Raw genomic sequence first — 15,048 nt, 5'->3', positions numbered from 1 at the left:
AACCAGTGAGAGCCGGTCGAATCCCCCGATGAAATTGCTAGATGCTTTGGTCGAACAGCGGATCAACGAAGCCGCCTCGCGCGGCGAATTCAACGATCTTCCCGGCGCAGGCGCGCCCCTCGCCTTGGACGACGATCTCCTCGTGCCGGAGGAAGTGCGCGTCGCCAATCGTATTCTCAAGAACGCGGGTTTCGTCCCGCCAGCCGTCGAACAGCTGCGCGCATTGCGCGGGCTTCAGGACGAGCTGGACCGCGTGACCGACCCGGCCGCGCGCTGCCGTATTCAGGTGAAGATGCTCGCGCTCGACATGGCGCTCGAATCCTTGCGCGGCGGCGGTTGCGTGCCGCATGAATACAGGCGGCGCATTGCCGAGCGGCTGTCCGAGCGCGCTCAGGGCCGCAGCGAGATGGGCTGATCTTGTCGCCCGACCTCCCCAACCTTTCCGACGCTTCCTTTTCCACCGCATCCGTCGATTCCTCCGACGAACGCGATCGCCGCTTCATGGTGCTCGCGCAACAAGCCGCCGATGAAGCGCGCCGCGCGGGCGAAGTGCCCGTGGGCGCGGTGATCGTTCGTGGCGATGAAGTCATCGCGACGGGCTTCAATCATCCCATTGGCGGACACGACCCGTCCGCGCACGCCGAAATGGCCGCTTTGCGCGCGGCGGCGCAATCGCTCGAAAACTACCGGCTGCCGGGCTGCGAGCTTTATGTCACGCTCGAGCCGTGCCTCATGTGCGCGGGCGCTATCATGCATGCTCGGATCGCACGCGTGGTGTTCGGTGCGGCCGATCCCAAAACGGGCGCATGCGGCAGCGTGGTCGACGTGTTCGCCAACGAGCGGCTCAATCATCACACCAGCGTGACAGGCGGCGTGCTTGCGGACGAATGCGGCCGGTCGCTCAAGAACTTCTTTGCGGAACGAAGGCGTCTGGCGCGCGAAGAACGCGATTTGCGGCGCGCGCGCGAAGCCGGGCAGGGCGGCGAGTTCGCCGTTTCCACCAACAAAACGAACTGATAAACGTGAAATCACGCACCATCGATCTGATCGCGCCTTCGGGCTATCCGAACGATCCGGCGGCTGTCGAGCGCGGCATCGGCAGGTTGAAAGCTCAAGGGCACAAGCTTGAAAACGTCGATGCCACGCGGCGCCGTTTCCAGCGTTTTGGCGGCACCGACAGCGAGCGCGCGGCCGATTTGAACCGGCTCGCCGATCCGTCGCGTCGTTTGCCGGACGTGGTGCTTGCCGTGCGCGGCGGCTATGGCGCGTCGCGCATTCTTCATGGTCTCGATTACGACGGCTTGCGCGACAGGCTGCGCGATCAACCTGTCGCGCTCGTCGGCCATAGCGATTTCACGGCCATCCAATGCGCGCTTTTTGCGCAAGCGGGCGTCAAGACCTTCGGCGGCCCCATGTTCGCGGGCGACTTCGGCGCGGAGCATCTGAGCATCTTCACGATGACGCATTTCTGGCAGGCGATCTCGCATCCCACGCTGACCGTGACGAGTCATGAACCGCAGCATCAATCCGTCGATGTGAGCGGCATGTTGTGGGGCGGCAATCTGGCCATACTTGCGTCGCTGGTCGGTACGCCGTATTTGCCGCCGGTCGAGGGCGGCATTCTGTTCATCGAGGATGTGAACGAACATCCGTTTCGCATTGAACGGATGATTTATCAGCTGCATCAGTCGGGCGTGCTTGGGCGGCAGCAGGCTATCGTGATGGGCGAGTTCTCGGGCGGACGCTTGTCCGAATACGACAACGGCTATTCACTCGACGCGATGATCGATCAGGTGAGGGCAGTAACGGGAATTCCCGTCGTCACCGGCTTGCAGTTCGGACACGTCGATAACCTGCTTACGTTGCCGTTCGGCGCGTCGGCGCATCTCGTATCGAACGAGCGCGGGTTCAAGTTGACGATGTCCGATTATCCGCATCTGGTTTGATCGGGGAACGAGGGCGCTTGTCATAGCGCCTTTCTTTTCTTCGCGCATCGCAACTAACTGTCTTTCTTATATTTCCACGCGAGTTGATATCGGCTCACTTCCCGTGCTCAATTGTCGACAAAAAAGTGCGAACAATGCTGACAAAACGTCGATGAATCCTCGCTCAGGCCCGTGGGAAAAGGCTGCGCGAACAATGGGTCGTCCCTGTATGCCCGATTCATTGCGGCTTTTTACAACAAATTGTTGACAATCTTTATGTCGATTCTAAGATGGTCAACATGCAAGCGAGCACATCATGTCCGAACCCAAACCGAGTGCAGCATCGATCGCTTCGAATCTGAATGGCGGAGCGAATGCCGAGTCGATCGCCGAGAACATCCGCGCCGCGATCCTCGAGCATCGGCTTGCGCCTGGGGCCAAGCTGACCGAAGCGCAGTTATGCGAAGTGTTCGAAGTGAAACGCGGCACGGTACGTCAGGCGCTTGCGCAACTGGCGAACGAGCGACTGGTCGATCTGGAGCCGAACCGCGGCGCCTTCGTCGCGAGTCCGTCGCTGCAGGAAGTGCATGAGGTGTTCGAGATGCGACGCATCATCGAACTGGCGGTGGTGGAGCGCATCGGCAAGGGGCACGGCATGCGTCGGCTCAAGTCGATCAGCATGACTATCGGGCGGGAGCGGCGTGCGTTCGAGAGCCGGGACTTCTCGCAGTGGATTCGTCTTTCTGGCGAGTTTCACACGGAGCTCGCCGCACTCACCGGCAACACCGTGCTGTGCGAATGTCTGTCCGGACTCGTTGCACGCTCGACGCTGATCTCGGCGCTGTATGAATCGCTCGGCAGGAGTTCTTGCTCGTTCGAAGATCACGAAGCGATTCTCGCCGCACTCGACGCCGGCGATGCCGCGAAAGCCGCGAATCTGATGGCGCAGCATCTGCGCGATGTCGAATTGAAAATGTTGGAGCGGCCAGCGCGCGGCGCGGTCGATCTGAAAGAAGTCTTTGCGCGGCCGGCCGAAAGTGCGCCGATTCTCGACGCTGTCGACCCGGTCGACCGGTAGCAAGCAACGCCTTAAATCTGCAATGCGCGCGTCATCCAACGCGCGTCATGCTGCACTGAATGACCGCTCGTGAAATAGAAGAGCGCGCAATAAAAATCGCCGTGGCGGCAAACGCGAAGGCAAATGCCCGCGCGTTTTTGTCATCACGCTCCCGGCGAACCAGCAAATCCCAAGAGTACCGCGTCAGAGCCCGAGTGAAATCCGAAGGCCGGCGAAGGTATCCGACTGATCTCAGTCACGCACGAGCATTTGCCTTTTTTCATCACGCAAGCAGCCTATCGAAGGAGACGTCATGGGCCAGTTCAGTGCATCCGGCAGCTCAGCTCTGCCGCCGTACGAAAGCGAGTTTCAAGGAGACGGCGACCATTCTGGTATGCCTGCCGGTTATAGCGACCGGCTCTATAACGAAGACCTCGCTCCGCTAAAAAATCAGACCTGGGGCGCGTACAACATCTTCGCTTTCTGGATGTCGGACGTGCATAGCGTCGGCGGTTATGTTTTCGCGGGCAGTCTGTTCGCGCTCGGCCTCACGAGCTGGCAAGTGCTCGTGTCGTTGTTGATCGGCATCGGGCTCGTCAACGTGTTGTGCAATCTCATCGCGAAACCGAGTCAGGTCGCGGGCGTGCCGTATCCGGTTGCGTGCCGCGCGACCTTCGGCGTGCTCGGCGCGAATATTCCGGCGGTCATTCGCGGGCTGATCGCGGTGGCGTGGTACGGCATCCAAACTTATCTGGCATCGAGCGCGCTGGTTATCGTCGTGCTGAAATTCGTGCCCTCGCTCATGCCTTACGCGGATGTGCATCGGTATGGCTTCGTCGGGCTGTCCGCGCTCGGCTGGGCGGGCTTCATGTTGCTGTGGGTGCTGCAGGCTATCGTGTTCTGGCGCGGCATGGAGATGATCAAGAAGTTCATCGACTTCGCCGGCCCGGCTGTGTATGTCGTGATGTTCATTCTTGCGGGCTACATGGTGTGGCGTGCGGGCATTCAGAACATCGGGCTGAATCTGGGCGGCGTGAAGTATCACGGCATGGAAGTGGTGCCGGTGATGATCACCGCGATCTCGCTGGTGGTCTCCTACTTCTCCGGTCCGATGCTGAACTTCGGCGACTTCTCGCGCTATTGCAAGAGCTTTCGCAGCGTGAAGCGCGGCAATTTCTGGGGCTTGCCGGTCAACTTCCTGGCGTTCTCGCTCGTGACCGTCGTCACGACTGCCGCGACGCTGCCGGTGTTCGGACAATTGATCACCGATCCGGTGGAAACGGTTGGCCGTATCGACCATCCGACGGCTGTGATTCTCGGCGCGCTGACGTTCACGATTGCGACCATCGGCATCAATATCGTGGCGAACTTCGTGTCGCCGGCGTTCGACTTTTCGAACGTGGCGCCGCGTCTGATTAGCTGGCGCGCAGGCGGGATGATGGCCGCGACGGCATCGATTTTCATTACGCCCTGGAACCTGTTCAACAATCCGGCCGTGATTCATTACACGCTGGATATTCTCGGCAGCTTCATCGGGCCGCTATATGGCGTCCTGATCGTGGATTTCTATTTGATGAAGCGCGGCAAACTCGTGGTCGATGACCTCTACACGACTTCAGAGAGCGGTCGATACTGGTACACGAAGGGCGTGAATCGCCGCGCGGTGATGGCGTTGTTGCCCGCTGCGGTGATCGCGATTCTTTGTGTGATGCTGCCGTCGCTGGAAAGCTCCGCGAACTTTTCGTGGTTCATCGGCGCGGGATTGGCGGCGGTGTTTTATTACGTGTTGGCAGATCGGAAGCGGGTTTGACGCGTATTGCGATGACGGGCGGCTGGCATGCAAATGGTGTATGTCGGCCGGCTGCATGCAAAAGACAAGATGTCAGCGGGTGGCATGCAAAAGACCGTATGCCATCCGAAGGCCTGCAGGACGCAAGACGCAAAGCCTTAGAACCGCGAGCGCAGCAAGCGAAGCATGCAGGGGACTGTATGCCGGCCGACTGCATCTAAAGGACCAAATGCCGGATGCCAGCGGGCGGCATGCAAACACCGCAAGCCAACCGAAGGCATGCAAAACGCGAGATGCAAAGCGTCGAAACCGCGAGCGAAGCAATCGAAGCAATCGAAGCATGCAAAAGACCATACGCCTTCGGATGGTATGCAAAAGACCGCATCCCATCCGAAGGCATGCAAGATGCAAAAGCCTTAGAACCGCAGCAAGCCAGAAGCAGCAAGGAGAACCGCAATGCGCATCAAACTGATCAACCCCAACACCACCCAGCGCATGACCGACGCCATGGGCCGCTGCGCCCGCGAAGTCGCCGCGCCCGGCACGGAGATAATCGCGGTCAGTCCGACGATGGGCCCGCCTTCCATCGAAGGCTATTACGACGAAGCCGTCGCCTCGCTCGGACTTCTCGCCGAAGTGGAAGCGGGTGAGCGGCAGGGTATCGACGGCTACGTGATCGCCTGCTTCGGCGACCCCGCGCTGTACGCAGCACGCGAACTTGCACGCGGCCCGGTGATCGGTATCGCGGAAGCCGCCATGCATGCCGCGAGCGTGATCGCACCGGGCTTCTCGGTCGTGACGACGTTGCAGCGCACCTGCGGCATGGCCTGGCATCTCGCGGAGCGATACGGCATGACACGCTTCTGCAAGAACGTGCGCGCCACCGATGTCGCCGTGCTCGAACTCGACGAGCCCGGTTCGGCCGCGCGCCAGACGATCATCGAAGAATGCCGGCGCGCACTCGACGAAGACGGCGCGGACGCCATCGTTCTCGGCTGCGCGGGCATGGCCGAGTTCTGCCGCGAAGTCGAGGATGCGATCGGCGCACCGGTCGTCGAAGGCGTGACGGCGGCCGTGAAATGGGCGGAAGCGCTCGTCGCGCTCAAGCTCCATACGGCCAAACGCGGCGACTTCGCCCGCCCGCTCACCAAGCGCTACGACGGCGTGTTGTCGGATTTCAGCCCGCGCTGATGGCAAAAACGCCGATCTACATACACCTGCCGTGACCCGGATTATCTGCGCCGCTGTATGGGCGCGTCCGGGGCTTTTCGTTACACTGAAACACCGCAGAATCGTTGATTCGACGCATTTTTTGCCCATCGACACTATCCCTCGCCATGTCACACGATCCGAACTACCCCCGCGACCTGATCGGCTACGGCCGCCATCCCGTGCAGGCGAACTGGCCGGGGCGCGCGCGCGTCGCCGTGCAGTTCGTGCTCAATTACGAGGAAGGCGGCGAAAACTGCGTGTTGCATGGCGATCCGGGCTCGGAGCAGTTTCTGTCGGAAATCGTGGGCGCGGCAGCGTATCCGTCGCGTCACATGAGCATGGAGTCAATCTACGAATACGGCTCGCGCGCAGGCGTGTGGCGCATTCTGCGCGAATTCGAAAAGCGCGGGTTGCCGCTCACCATCTTCGGCGTCGGCATGGCCATGGAGCGGCATCCGGAGCTTTCCAGGGCTTTCGTCGAACTGGGGCATGAGATTGCCTGCCACGGCTATCGCTGGATTCACTATCAGGACATGTCGCCCGAGCGCGAAGCCGAGCATATGCGCCTCGGCATGGAAGCCATCGAGCGTGTCACCGGCGTGCGTCCGCTCGGCTGGTACACGGGCCGCGATAGCCCGAACACGCATCGGCTGGTGGCGGAATACGGCGGCTTTCTCTACGACTCGGACTATTACGGCGACGACCTCCCGTTCTGGACCGAAGTCGAAGTCACGGGCGGCGAGAAGAAGCCGCATCTGATCGTGCCGTACACGCTCGACACCAACGACATGCGCTTCGCCACGCCGCAAGGCTTCAATACGGGCGAGCACTTTTTCACGTATCTGCGCGATGCCTTCGACGTTCTGTACGAAGAGGGCGACGAAGCGCCGAAGATGCTTTCCATCGGCATGCACTGCCGGCTGCTCGGACGCCCGGGGCGCTTCCGCGGCCTGCAGAAGTTTCTCGATCACATCGAGAAACACGACCGCGTGTGGGTCTCGCGGCGGGTCGATATCGCGAAGCACTGGCGCGAGCATCATCCTCATCAACAAACAAACGGGACGGCGGCATGAAGGCGATGCAATACACACTCGACCAACTCAACTCCATGCCCGCCGACACTTTCGTGACGGTGCTCGCAGGCATCTTCGAACATTCGCCGTGGGTCGCGGAAATCGCGGCGGCAAAGCGCCCGTTCGCGGACATCGACAGCCTGCACGCGACCATGTCGCAAGCCGTCGAAACGGCGGGCGAGGAGAAGCAGCTCGCGCTCATCAACGCTCACCCGGAACTCGCGGGCAAGGCGGCGGTGCGCGGAGAACTGACGGCAGAATCCACGCGCGAGCAAAGCGGCGCGGGTCTCGATCTCTGCACGCAGGAAGAGTTCGACCGCCTGCAGTCGCTGAACCAGCAGTACGGTCAGAAGTTCGGCTTTCCGTTCATTCTCGCCGTGAGGGGTTACGACCGCCACGGCATCATCGCGAACTTCGAAAAGCGTGTGCAGCACGAGCGCGCCGAGGAGCTTCGCGCGAGTCTCGATCAGATTTACCGGATCGCGCGTTTCAGGCTAGACGACCTGATCCAGCACTGATCCGCATTTCACCGTAAAGACAAGGACGAAGACAATGGCAATTCCGACACTCGATCCCAACGCGCCCGAATTCACGCGCCGTTATGTGAATCTCGCGGACCCGCGTCTGGGCGCGCAGGCACTGGAGGCGAGCGACGATTTCTTCGCGCCGAAAGAACGCATGCTGAACCCCGAGCCCGCCGTGTTCATCCCCGGCAAGTTCGACGATCACGGCAAGTGGATGGACGGCTGGGAAACGCGCCGCAAGCGCACGACCGGCTACGACTGGTGCGTGGTCAAGCTCGCGCGTCCGGGCGTGATCAAGGGCATCGATCTGGATACGAGCCACTTTACGGGCAACTTCCCGCCGGCGGCATCGATTGAAGGTGCGCAGGTCACGGACGGTGCGCCGAATCAGTCGACCCAATGGATGGAAATCGTGCCGTCGACGACCTTGCAGGGCAATAGCCATCACTATCTGGATGTGGCCGTCGAGCAGCCGTTCACGCATTTGCGCGTGAATGTCTATCCGGATGGCGGCATCGCGCGATTGCGTGTTTATGGTCAGCCGCAACTCGACTGGCGCAATGCGGATCGCAATCAGTTGTTGGATCTGGCCGCGATGGAAAACGGCGCGTATCTCGTCGGCACGAACAACCAGCATTTCGGGCTCGCTTCCACGCTGCTGATGCCCGGCCGCGGCGTCAACATGGGCGACGGCTGGGAAACGCGCCGCCGCCGCGAACCTGGCAACGACTGGTGTATCGTCGCGCTGGCGCAGCCTGGCATCATCAAGAAAGTCGAAGTGGATACCGCGCACTTCAAGGGCAATTTTCCGGATCGCTGCTCGCTGCAGGCAGCCAACGTAAAAGGCGGCACGGACAGCTCGCTCGTCACGCAAGCGATGTTCTGGCCGGTCCTTCTCGGCGAGCAAAAGCTTGCGATGGACAAGCAGCATTTCTTCGAATCGGAACTTGCGGCGCTCGGCCCCGTGACGCACGTGCGCTTCAATATTTTCCCGGACGGCGGCGTATCGCGTCTGCGTCTTTTCGGAACGCTTGCATGATGAAGAAGCTCGCTATCGAACCGTTGACGCGCGCTGCGTTCGAGCCTTTCGGCGATGTCATCGAACTCGATGGCGCGAAAGAGATTCCGATCAACCTCGGCACGACGATCCGGTTTCACGATCTGTGCCGCGTCGATGTGACGGATGAAGGCGGCCATACGCTCGTCAATCTGTTTCGCGGGCAGCCGCGCACGCTGCCTTTCGAAGTGAAGATGATGGAACGGCATCCGCTGGGCAGCCAGGCATTCCTGCCGCTCGACGACCGCACGTATCTCGTCGTCGTCGCGCCGGCGGGCGAGCTGGACGAATCGAAGATTCGCGCGTTCGTCACGAAGGGCTGGCAAGGCGTGAACTATGCGAAGGGCGTCTGGCATCATCCGCTGCTCGCGCTCGACAAGGTCAGCGATTTCATCGTCGTCGATCGCGGCGGGGAAGGGCGCAATCTCAACGAGCAGGACCTGAAGGAATCGCTCTGGCTGACCGCTGAGGCCATGCGGTAACGCATTCGTGCGTTCAGTCGGAGCAAGAAGACCGGTGCCCTTGACCGGTCTTTTTTTTCGCGCGGCGCCCGGCGGGACTAAGATATACGCCCCGACACCGACACGCACGAAAAGCGAGAACCACGCATGATCGATCTACGTAGCGACACCGTCACCCGTCCGAGCCAGCCGATGCTCGCCGCCATGGCCGCCGCCGAAACCGGCGACGACGTCTGGGGCGACGATCCCACCGTGCTCAAGCTTCAGGCCACGCTCGCCGAGCGCACCGGCAAGGAAGCGGGCCTGTTCTTTCCCAGCGGCACGCAAAGCAACCTCGCCGCGCTGATGGCGCATTGCGCGCGCGGCGACGAATACATCGTCGGCCAGATGGCGCACACGTACAAGTACGAAGGCGGTGGCGCGGCCGTGCTCGGCAGCATTCAGCCGCAGCCTATCGAGAACGCGCCCGATGGTTCGTTGCCGCTCGAAAAGATCATCGCCGCGATCAAACCCATCGACGATCACTTCGCTCGCTCGCGTCTCTTTGCGCTCGAAAACACCATCGGCGGAAAAGTGCTGCCGGCGGAATACGTGCTGGCCGCGACCCGGCTCGTGCGCGAACGCGGACTCGCCACGCATCTCGATGGCGCGCGCGTCTTCAATGCAGCGGTGGCATCGGGCAAGCCGGTGGGCGAACTTGCGGCACCGTTCGATTCCGTGTCCATCTGCTGCTCGAAGGGACTCGGCGCGCCGGTCGGCTCCGTGCTGGTGGGAAGCCGTGCGTTGATCGAAGTGGCGCATCGCTGGCGCAAGGTGCTGGGCGGCGGCATGCGGCAGGCGGGCGTGATCGCGGCGGCATGTCTTTATGCGCTCGATCATCATGTCGATGCGCTCGCCGAAGATCACGACAACGCCGCGCGTCTCGCTGAAGGGTTGAAGCAGATCGATGGCATCGGCATTCAGTCGCATGCCACGAACATGGTGTTCGCACGCATCCCGGAGGCGCATTGCGCGCCGCTGGAGGCGTATCTGAAGGAACGCGGCATCCTTACGCAGATGCTCTATGCGTCGCGCTTCGTGACGCATCGGGATGTGTCGCGCGAGGACATCGACACGTTCATCGGCGCGGTGAAGGATTACTTCGCTGCGCATTGAGCGTGAGATCGCGCGGCGGGGCAAGTGGGTCAGGCGCCGGCCGCGCGGTGCGCGTGAGACGAGCGACACGCATGCGACGAAGAGCACCGCTCACTTGCCGCCGGTGACATCGAGAAACGTGCCGGTGATGAACGAAGCCTCGGCGCTTGCCAGCCATAGAATCGCCCGCGCGACCTCATCGGGCTGACCGCCGCGTCCCATCGGAATCGAGTCTTTCACGCGGTCCACTCGTCCTGGTTCGCCACCGCTGGCATGCATGTCCGTGTAAATGTGCCCAGGGCGAATGCAGTTGACGCGTATGCCATCGCGCGCGACTTCCTTGGCAAAACCGGTCGTGAAGGTTTCGATGGCGCCCTTCGACGCCGCATAGTCGACGTACTCATTCGGGCTGCCGAGCCGGGCCGAAGCCGACGAGATGTTGATCACCACGCCGCCGCGTCCATTGTGCCGGTAGGACATGCGCTTCACCGCCTGCTGCGCGCAGAGAATAGGGCCGATGGAGTTGACCGCGAAGATGCGCTGCATCCGCTCGAAGTCCAGGTCTTCCAGGCGCGACTGGCGCGCGAGCATTGCGGCGTTGTTGACCAGCACATCGATGCGGCCGAACTCGCGGTCGAGCGCCGCAAAGAGCCGAGCGACCTGCTCGGGGTCCGCGCTATCGGCGCGCACGGCCAACGCTCCGCGGCCGAGCGCTTCGACATCGGCCGCGACCGCGAGCGCGGCGGATTCGTTCGACACGAAGCTGATCGCCACGTCGTAGCCTTGCGCGGCAGCGAGACGCGCAGTCGCCGCGCCTACGCCACGGCTTCCACCCGTAATCAAAATCACAGGCGCCTGGGTGATGTCAGCCATTTAGCGAACCTTCAAAGTGGTGGTGGACTCGGACCAAAGACGATTGCGGCACGATCGCGACCGCGAAAACAGACGCAAGATTAACCACGCGCCGAAGCTATGGCAAAGCAGATTAAATGCCGGTCCGAGTTAGAAAAACTCTTTCGACGAAAGGCATCTCTTGGGTCGCGCGAGGGGAGTGGATATGTTCAAGCGCCCGCGGCAAGTCGTCATCAAAACAAATAGCCCAATCGAAGCGAATCGATCGGGCTATTTCTCGACAACGAAGAGCGGGGCGATAGCGTTACTGCACCGCGCCTCCGTCGAACCACGCAGCGATCTTCTGCCGTTCCGCGTCCGTCATCTGCGTGACGTTGCCAAGCGGCATCGCCTTTAGCGTGACCGCCTGCTGATGCACGCGCTGCGCGTTCTGCTTGATCTCCGCCGATGTATCGAGCAGGACGCCGGCGGGCGCGCTGCCCATCATGGTTGGATGCGCGGAGTGGCACGTCGCGCAACGCTGCTGGATGATCGGCTGGATATCGGCGACCTTGAGCGTCGGTGCGCCTGCGGCTTGCGCCACGGGAATCGTCGGCGAAGGCATGGTCCACGCAAACGCGCCGAGCACCAGCACGAGACCCGCGACCGGCATGTACCAGAGCACCTGACCACGGTGACGCATCACGAAGAACTGACGGATCAACGCGCCCGCCAGCATGATGAGCACGAGCAGAACCCAGTTGAACTTGTGCGTGTAGGTCATCGCGTAGTGATTCGACAGCATCGCGAACACCACGGGCAACGTGAAATATGTGTTGTGCACCGAGCGCTGCTTGCCGCGCTTGCCGTAAATGGCGTTGGGCGTTTCGCCCTTGAGCATCGCGGCGACCATCTTGCGCTGGCCCGGAATGATGACGAAGAACACGTTCGCCGACATGATCGTCGCGAGCATCGCTCCCGTGATCAGATACGCGGCGCGCCCAGCGAACACGTGACACGCGACGAACGCGGCAACCAGCACATAGATGCCGACGCAGATACCGAGCAGCCGATCGTTGTTGCCGAAGACGCGGCACAGCGTGTCATAGACGATCCAACCGGCCATCAGGAAACCGAGCGCGGCCGAGACTGCCACGACCGGTCCCATGTCGAGCACGTTCTTGTCGATGAGATACGTGCTCGGCGAAAGCAGATACAAGACGAAGAACAAGCCGAAGCCGGACATCCACGTGGTGTAGGACGGCCAGAACGACCAATGCAGATTCTCCGGCATGTCTTGCGGCGCGACCGAGTACTTCTGCATGTGGTAGAAACCGCCGCCGTGCACGTGCCAGAAGTCGCCGAACACGCCGCGTCGGCGGGCGTTGGGGTCTTGCGGCGGTTTGAGACTGTTGTCGAGCGCCACGAAGTAAAACGACTCGCCGATCCACGCGATCGCGACGATGACGTGCAGACAACGCAACGCCAGATTGAGCCAGTCGGTGACAAAGCCTTCCATTTACTCCTCCACTACCGAATCGTTATGCGCACATCGTCAGCGTGTCTGGGGACGAACGCGATGTGCTGGTGTGTTCCGTTGTGTTCTGTTCAACGCTCGCTTGGGGCTCGGCTTCGCGCTCAGCTGCCGCGATACGTGCTGTAGGCCCAGGGCGAGACGAGCAGCGGCACGTGATAGTGCGAGTCTGCGTCCGCGATACCGAAGCGCAGCACCACGCGATCGACGAAGCGCGGTTCGGGCACCGTGACGCCGAACGCGGCGAAGTAATCGCCTGCGTGAAAGACGAGTTCGTATTGGCCCGTGACGAGTTCGGCGCCTTCGAGCAGCGGGGCGTCGCAGCGGCCGTCGTCGTTGGTGAGGGTGGTTTTGATGGCGCGCCGCGTGTCGTTCGTGAGCGCGAAGAGCTCGACTTTGATGTTCGCGCCGGGACGTCCGTGCGCGGTGTCGAGGACGTGGGTAGTGAGCTTGCCCATTCGCATGTTCCTTGAGTTGTGCGATGACCGGCTCGCGCATCGATCCGAAAGACCCGCACCGTGGACTCAGTCCGAGGTGCGGCGGCGGCGGATCGAGGCTCCACGTCAGTGGCTACATACCCGTCGGCGTTTCAGATGCGCGCCGTGATCAGCATTGTAGAAATTTGAGACGCGCTGTGCGGCCCCGATAGGAAAGATAATGCCCGGCGCATGACAGCGGCGCGTAAGCTTGGTTCTTCTTCACGAGACGCCCGCGCCGCGCTTCCACACGGCTATCGAGCGATGCTAACCGCGCCAAAATTCGCGAATATATTGCGGGCCTGAAGACGACTATGCCGGCTGTGCCATTGCCGCGATATTTTTGGCTGCGGAAAGTGGCGATGCGCGCTTATCATGCCGCGTCCCGAAGACGGCGTCGAAGCTGGGTAACCGGGGCTTTACACACGGTCCAGTTACTTTTTCGATTCCAACTTCGGAGGCAAACAGATGCAAGCGAAAACCCGCAGTCTGCTGGTGAAGAACGCGCGAATGCTCGTCACGATGGACGAGACGCGCCGCGAGATCGCCGATGGCGGTTTGTATATCGAAGGCAATCGCATCGTCGCGGTTGGCCCGACGAGCGAATTGCCGCAAACCGCCGACGACGTGCTCGACATGCGCGGTCATCTCGTGATTCCCGGCCTCGTCAATACGCATCACCACATGTATCAGAGCCTGACGCGCGCCATTCCAGCCGCGCAGAACGCCGAGCTGTTCGGCTGGCTCACGAATCTGTACAAGATCTGGGCGCATCTCACGCCCGAGATGATCGGCGTGTCGACGCAGACCGCGATGGCCGAACTCATGCTCTCGGGTTGCACCACATCGAGCGATCATCTGTATATCTATCCGAATGGCAGCCGGCTCGACGACAGCATCGAGGCGGCGCGCGAAATCGGCATGCGTTTTCATGCGGCGCGCGGCAGCATGAGCGTCGGTCAGAAAGATGGCGGTTTGCCGCCGGATTCGGTCGTCGAAAAGGAAGATGCCATTCTGAAGGACTCGCAGCGCCTGATCGAGACGTATCACGATGAAGGCCGCTACGCGATGCTGCGGGTGGTCGTCGCGCCTTGCTCGCCGTTTTCGGTGAGCCGCGAGTTGATGCGCGATTCGGCGCTGCTCGCGCGCGAATACGGCGTGTCGTTGCACACGCATCTCGCGGAGAACGTGAACGACGTGGCGTACAGCCGCGAGAAGTTCGGCATGACGCCCGCCGAATACGCGGAAGACCTGGGCTGGGTCGGTCACGACGTATGGCATGCGCACTGCGTTCAGCTCGACAAGCCGGGCATCGAGCTCTTTGCGCGCACGGGAACGGGTGTCGCGCACTGTCCGTGCTCGAACATGCGTCTCGCGTCGGGCATTGCGCCGATTCGCGCAATGCGTGACGCGGGCGTGCCCGTGGGTTTGGGCGTGGATGGCTCGGCATCGAACGACGGCGCGCAGATGGTCGGCGAAGTGCGGCAGGCGTTGCTGCTGCAACGCGTCGGCTTCGGCCCTGACGCGATGACCGCGCGCGAAGCACTGGAAATCGCGACGCTCGGCGGCGCGAAGGTGCTCAATCGCGACGACATCGGCGCGCTGGCGCCGGGCATGGCGGCCGATTTCGTATCGTTCGACCTGTCGCAGCCGGCGTTCGCGGGCGCGCTGCACGATCCGGTGGCGGCGCTCGTGTTCTGCGCGCCGTCGCAGGTATCGACGAGCGTGATCGACGGGAAAATCGTAGTGAAGGAAGGGCGCCTGACGACGCTGGATCTGGGCGCGGTGGTAGAGCGGCATAACCGGCTCGCGGGTGAACTGGCGAGTCACGGGTAGGCGTTAGAAACGCGGGAAGGCGGCTCGGAACGCGCCGGGATGGCGCGTGTGCCCGGCGGCGCTCGCCACGCGACCCCCGTTAACTGCGCTGTGGAAATTGTGCGGCGGGTTATCCGGCCCACACACCGGCAGCCCCCCC

The 15,048-nt window shown here is 61.9% G+C and carries 15 protein-coding genes; 12 read left to right on the top strand and 3 right to left on the bottom strand.

The genetic code is table 11. The features are described from left to right. The first annotated feature begins 28 nt into the window (after positions 1–28). The 11 genes from NCT04_RS08230 (at position 29) to ltaE (ending at position 10,253) form a co-directional block, all read left to right on the top strand. The gene (locus NCT04_RS08230; RefSeq protein ID WP_244825306.1) at positions 29–415 is read left to right on the top strand and encodes a DnaJ family domain-containing protein; all 387 of its coding nucleotides are present in this window, start codon (positions 29–31) and stop codon (positions 413–415) included. Positions 416–417: 2 nt separating this feature from the next. Further along, the gene (gene tadA / locus NCT04_RS08225) at positions 418–1,017 is read left to right on the top strand and encodes a tRNA adenosine(34) deaminase TadA (protein ID WP_250464927.1); all 600 of its coding nucleotides are present in this window, start codon (positions 418–420) and stop codon (positions 1,015–1,017) included. A 5-nt stretch (positions 1,018–1,022) separates the two neighbouring features. Further along, entirely contained in the window at positions 1,023–1,946 is a 924-nt protein-coding gene (gene ldcA, locus NCT04_RS08220; RefSeq protein WP_250464925.1) for a muramoyltetrapeptide carboxypeptidase, read from the top strand. 295 nt (positions 1,947–2,241) lie between these two features. Then, on the top strand, positions 2,242–3,003 hold the full coding sequence (locus NCT04_RS08215) for a GntR family transcriptional regulator (protein ID WP_250464923.1): 762 nt from the start codon (positions 2,242–2,244) through the stop codon (positions 3,001–3,003). A 292-nt stretch (positions 3,004–3,295) separates the two neighbouring features. Continuing rightward, on the top strand, positions 3,296–4,792 hold the full coding sequence (locus NCT04_RS08210) for an NCS1 family nucleobase:cation symporter-1 (protein WP_244825303.1): 1,497 nt from the start codon (positions 3,296–3,298) through the stop codon (positions 4,790–4,792). Positions 4,793–5,227: 435 nt separating this feature from the next. Next, entirely contained in the window at positions 5,228–5,962 is a 735-nt protein-coding gene (locus tag NCT04_RS08205) for an aspartate/glutamate racemase family protein (RefSeq protein ID WP_250464922.1), read from the top strand. Positions 5,963–6,108: 146 nt separating this feature from the next. Next, positions 6,109–7,056, top strand: a complete 948-nt coding sequence (gene puuE / locus NCT04_RS08200; RefSeq protein WP_250464920.1) for an allantoinase PuuE — start codon at positions 6,109–6,111, stop codon at positions 7,054–7,056. Further along, the gene (gene uraD / locus NCT04_RS08195) at positions 7,053–7,574 is read left to right on the top strand and encodes a 2-oxo-4-hydroxy-4-carboxy-5-ureidoimidazoline decarboxylase (protein WP_250464918.1); all 522 of its coding nucleotides are present in this window, start codon (positions 7,053–7,055) and stop codon (positions 7,572–7,574) included. Before puuE ends, uraD begins: the two co-directional genes overlap by 4 nt. Positions 7,575–7,608: 34 nt before the next feature. Then, positions 7,609–8,619 (top strand): allantoicase, encoded by a 1,011-nt coding sequence (alc, locus tag NCT04_RS08190; RefSeq protein WP_250464916.1) that lies wholly within the window; start codon positions 7,609–7,611, stop codon positions 8,617–8,619. Next, entirely contained in the window at positions 8,619–9,119 is a 501-nt protein-coding gene (locus NCT04_RS08185) for an ureidoglycolate lyase (RefSeq protein ID WP_244828042.1), read from the top strand. The genes alc and NCT04_RS08185 overlap by 1 nt, the downstream gene beginning before the upstream one ends. Positions 9,120–9,245: 126 nt before the next feature. After that, a complete protein-coding gene (gene ltaE, locus NCT04_RS08180) occupies positions 9,246–10,253 on the top strand; it encodes a low-specificity L-threonine aldolase (protein WP_250464913.1) in 1,008 nt (335 codons plus the stop codon). Between the two features lie 90 nt (positions 10,254–10,343). Here ltaE and NCT04_RS08175 read toward each other — a convergent pair whose 3' ends face one another. The 3 genes from NCT04_RS08175 to uraH all read right to left on the bottom strand — a co-directional run bounded on the left by NCT04_RS08175 (position 10,344) and on the right by uraH (position 13,055). Then, positions 10,344–11,105: an SDR family oxidoreductase gene (locus NCT04_RS08175; RefSeq protein ID WP_250464911.1), complete on the bottom strand. Its 762-nt coding sequence runs from the start codon at positions 11,103–11,105 to the stop codon at positions 10,344–10,346. Positions 11,106–11,388: 283 nt separating this feature from the next. Further along, positions 11,389–12,582, bottom strand: a complete 1,194-nt coding sequence (locus tag NCT04_RS08170) for a urate hydroxylase PuuD (RefSeq protein ID WP_244825296.1) — start codon at positions 12,580–12,582, stop codon at positions 11,389–11,391. A 119-nt stretch (positions 12,583–12,701) separates the two neighbouring features. Further along, entirely contained in the window at positions 12,702–13,055 is a 354-nt protein-coding gene (gene uraH, locus NCT04_RS08165; protein ID WP_250464909.1) for a hydroxyisourate hydrolase, read from the bottom strand. Positions 13,056–13,541: 486 nt separating this feature from the next. On the opposite strand from uraH, the gene NCT04_RS08160 reads away from it, so the two are divergent. Further along, complete coding sequence (locus NCT04_RS08160) at positions 13,542–14,909, top strand: 8-oxoguanine deaminase (protein WP_244825294.1); 1,368 nt, start codon at positions 13,542–13,544, stop codon at positions 14,907–14,909. The last annotated feature ends 139 nt before the right edge of the window (positions 14,910–15,048 follow it).

It is taken from the genome of Caballeronia sp. GAFFF2 (assembly GCF_023631485.1).
In the GTDB taxonomy this organism is placed as follows: Bacteria; Pseudomonadota; Gammaproteobacteria; order Burkholderiales; family Burkholderiaceae; genus Caballeronia.
Note: the sequence above shows the minus strand (reverse complement) of the source record. Positions and strands in the feature narration are given on the sequence as shown.